The sequence below is a fragment of the Paraclostridium sp. MRS3W1 genome (assembly GCF_032465715.1).
Lineage (GTDB): Bacteria > Bacillota > Clostridia > Peptostreptococcales > Peptostreptococcaceae > Paraclostridium > Paraclostridium dentum.
This window is the reverse complement of the sequence record NZ_JAWDJM010000163.1, coordinates 1-4,198: the sequence shown is the minus strand read 5'-3', so window position 1 is coordinate 4,198 and position 4,198 is coordinate 1. Positions and strand designations below refer to the sequence as shown.

Annotated in this window: 4 protein-coding genes; all 4 read left to right on the top strand. The window is 29.0% G+C overall.

The genetic code is table 11. The annotated features are described in order from the left end of the window. Positions 1–2,300 (top strand): gp53-like domain-containing protein (locus RWY47_RS13390; protein WP_316030353.1); only part of this gene is annotated, 2,300 nt, incomplete at its 5' end. A 10-nt stretch (positions 2,301–2,310) separates the two neighbouring features. Beyond that, a complete protein-coding gene (locus tag RWY47_RS13385) occupies positions 2,311–2,544 on the top strand; it encodes a hemolysin XhlA family protein (RefSeq protein ID WP_224171129.1) in 234 nt (77 codons plus the stop codon). Positions 2,545–2,559: 15 nt separating this feature from the next. After that, positions 2,560–2,775 (top strand): phage holin, encoded by a 216-nt coding sequence (locus tag RWY47_RS13380; RefSeq protein ID WP_224171130.1) that lies wholly within the window; start codon positions 2,560–2,562, stop codon positions 2,773–2,775. A gap of 101 nt (positions 2,776–2,876) precedes the next feature. Next, positions 2,877–3,740, top strand: coding sequence for a peptidoglycan recognition protein family protein (locus tag RWY47_RS13375; RefSeq protein ID WP_224171131.1), 864 nt, complete (start codon positions 2,877–2,879; stop codon positions 3,738–3,740). The last annotated feature ends 458 nt before the right edge of the window (positions 3,741–4,198 follow it).

Genomic DNA, 4,198 nt, shown 5'->3' with positions numbered 1-4,198 from the left:
CATTTATAAGTTTAGAGGTAGCATTTAATAGTTTAAAAACTCAAGCAGATGGAACAAAGACAGTTACAGAAAATAACTCAACAACTATAAATGTTATGCAAGGTAAAATTACAACTGCTATAAATAACACTCAAATAATTAAGGATGGACAAACTGTATTACTTAAAGATGATTATAACCGAACTGTTAATACTGTAAATAGCATGAATAGTACTATAGGTTCTCATACAACACAAATAAATAATGCAAATGGGAAAATAACTAATGTAGAAACTAGGGTTAATACAGTAGAAAGAGATTTAAATAATATAACTGCTAGAGTTAGTTCTACAGAAAGTACTACAACATCATTAAATTCACAAATGAATAAATTAATATCTCCACATGGTATGCCTTATACCAAAGATTTAATAATATATGGTGATAGTAATAAGTACTATCCAGTTTATATTATAGGTGGTAATCAAGATATACTTAGAACTATAAAAATATGGAGAAGCTATAGTGAACAAGCTCCTAGTGATTGGAATACTGCAACTCATAAAGGTAGTTTAATGTTAACATGGCAAGGTAATTTTGGTGGATGGGGTGGAGCAGATTATAAAGAATTTATTTTAGAGAACTCATCTCAATATACTCAATTACTAGCAGACTGTTATATCTCAGTTCATTGTATGGGTTATACTTTCTTTTTAAGAGGTGGAGGAACTACTGGAGCTATATACCATTTTGCATCAGACCAAACAGTAGACCCAAAAGTTTATTATAATGGAGCATCTGATTTAGTTTGGAGTAACTCTAATCCTACTTATAATGTATATGCTTTTGCACCAGTTACAAGTGTAAATACAGATAGGCTTAATGCATTAAAGATTGCAAAAGAATCTTCTGTTACTAAAGTAAATAACAAAGTTTCTGAAGTAGAAGTTAATCTATCAAGTATAACAAGTAGAGTTTCCAATGTAGAAAGCAAACAAACTAATATAGATGGTAAAGTAGTTTCTTTAGAAACATGGAAAAAAGAAGCAGAGCAGAAAATAACAGATGCTTCTATAGTGTCTGTAGTATCGAAGCAATTCTACTCAAAAGGAGAAACTGATAGTAAATATACAACTCAGTCCCAACTTACTCAATTAATTGATAGTTTTGAGTTTAAATTTACTAATAATACAAATGATAATCTACTTAAAAACTCTGCATTTTTAAATGATTTTAAATCATGGGGTAAAAATGGGACTGGCAATATTTCGATTTATTCAGATGGTAATTTCAAAGAAGGAAATTCTGTAAAACTTGACTTAACCCAAGGTAATCAAGGTTTATTCCAATCAAATATTGATTGCTCTAATGGAGTGGCTATAAGAATATATGCTAATGCATCAAGACCAGTAGACGTTAGATTTGGGATAGAAGGTGTATTAACTAAAGTTATTAGAATAGGAGATGGTTCTTGGAAAGAATTAAAACTTATAATACCTCCTACCTCTAATACTGGGGCTTTTATATTTTATACTCAAGCAGGTGGGTCACATACTATATATGCAAATAGATTTAAAGTTCAAACTGGAAATAGTTGTACTCCTTGGAGTAGCCATCAGAGTGAAGTTTATTCTACTATAACTAAAATAGATACAGATGGGATTCATATGGATTGTGTAGAAGGGAATAATCGAGTTGATATAAATACAGGTGGAATGTATATAACTGATAAAGCTACTAATCAAAGACTTTTAAATGCAACTGGGTATGGAATAACGGTTAGAGGTGGTAGGTTTTATGTAGACCATCCTGAAAATGGTTATACTTTACTTTGGGGCAGAGATATAGTTATAAATGGAGGAAGAGCAGTTGTTGGAACTAACTTTAATCCAGAATCACCACTCGCTCCAAATAAAATGTATCTTAACTATAACAATGACTTCAAAAATGGAGTGGAGATAGGAGGGAAAGTAACTAACAATGGTAAAGATATACTAGCCATAATAAATATGATGAATCAAGAGAGTGGTTTTGTACATTTAACTAATGGATTAATACTTCAATGGGGCAGAGTAAGAACTTCTATAGCTAATGGGGATACTGTTCAAGCCACTGTTGGATTCCCAATAAGTTTCGTTACTAAATGTTGCTCTGTATCTGCAACAATAACGGGAGTAGATGGGCGAGGTGATTTAGGAGCTAGATATAATGGAGCATTAAAGGTTGAAAATAATTCATATGGAGTATTCTTTGCAAGAAATGTCACTCCTGAAAAATGGGGTTCTACTATGGAAATAAGTTATATAGCTATTGGATATTAAAGGAGAGTTTATGAATGAAGAAGTAAAAGAACATATAATAGAGCAACATGAAAAACGTATTAATAATCACGATGAAAGAATAGATAAATTAGAGCAAAATGATGTTAAAAGAGATATACAAATAGAAAACTTATGTAAAAGTATAGAAGGACTTACTACTTCGATTAAATGGGCTTTAGGTTTATTTGCAGGGAGTTTTGTTGGGTTCTTTTTTTATGCAGTACAAAATCATTTATTTAAATAAAGGGAGATATTACAAATGAAAAATAAAGGCGAAATCTTAAACAGATTAAAAAATACAGGAACTATAGTGGCAATAGGTAGTGCTGCAGTAATGATTGCTACAAACTTAGGATTTGATATTGATAGCGAAAAAGTATTATACATAATAAATACTATTTGTTCAGTGGGAGTTGCATTAGGGGTTTTAAATAATCCTACAACTTCTGGATTAGATAATCCAATGAAAAAATAAGTATAAATTAAAATTCATACAAGGTAATAAAAATGCAGACTCATTGAAGTCTTTTTTTATTACCTTTTTATTATAAAAATACAAACTTAGGAGGATTTAAAATGTTAAATTTAAAAAGAAAAATAAGCAAATATAATCACTATGAAGGAAACGATATAAAATATATTGTTATTCATTATACTGGAAATAAAAATGATACTGCTAAAAATAATGCAGATTATTTTAATGGATGTAATAGAGGTGCATCAGCTCATTACTTTGTAGATGATAATGAAATATATCAAGTTGTAGAGGATTTTAACGGTGCTTGGCATGTTGGTGATGGTAAAAACAAATATGGAATTAATAATAAAAATTCTATAGGCATAGAAATGTGTGGAACTGATAACGGAAATATATCAGAAAATACAGTACAAAACACTTTAGAGTTAACAAAATATCTTATGAAAAAATATGGGATAGACAAGGATCATGTTGTAAGACATTATGATGTATCAAGAAAAAATTGTCCTTCTGCTTTTAGTTCTAATAATTGGAGTAGATGGTGTAACTTCAAAGAAAGATTGTTAAGTACCTCAGTAACAGAGGATATTAATGTAGTTTATCAAGTTTATTCAAAAGGTAGATGGCTTCCTAATGTAACCAACTTAGAAGATTATGCAGGAATATATGGAAATCCAATACAAGCTATATACGCTAGCTTAAGTAAAGGTAGTATAAGATATAGAACTCATTCAAAGGGTAGATGGCTTCCTTGGGTTACAGATCGTCAAGATTATGCAGGTGTATTAAGTTCTAATGTAGATGGATTACAAATGAAATTGATAGGTTTAGATAATTATAGCGTTAAGTATAGAGCATATGTAGAAGGTAGATGGCTTTCTTGGGTATATGATTTAAATGATTATGCTGGCATATATGGTAAACCTATAGAGGAAATCCAAGTACAAATTATAAAAAAATAGTTAAGTATATAACTCTTAATATTAAACTATAAATTAATTTGTTATTTAGATTTATAACAATATATATGAGTGTAAATTTATTTTAATTATAAAAAAGTAGTAGGAAACTTAGTTCCTGCTGCTTTTCAATTTTAACCTTTTTTTCTCTTCCAGTATACTTTTTAAGTATTTCCACGTCTTTAATTAAACCTGTTTTAAAAAATTTACAATCCTTGTCTTTACATAAATTTTCTTTATTAATTATTTTTTTATCTCTATATTCTAACTTTTCTAATAGATAACCTAGTTATAATAATTCATACTTAATTATTTAAGTATAACACTTATTTTCTGTGGATAACTAACTGATTTCTATTCAAAAATTTGTGGATTTTGACATAAGTCAGTTCTTTTTTTAAAATAAATCTAGTATTTTCAATGTAAAATAAAGTAAGATATAAAACTGTTCAGTTTTATGC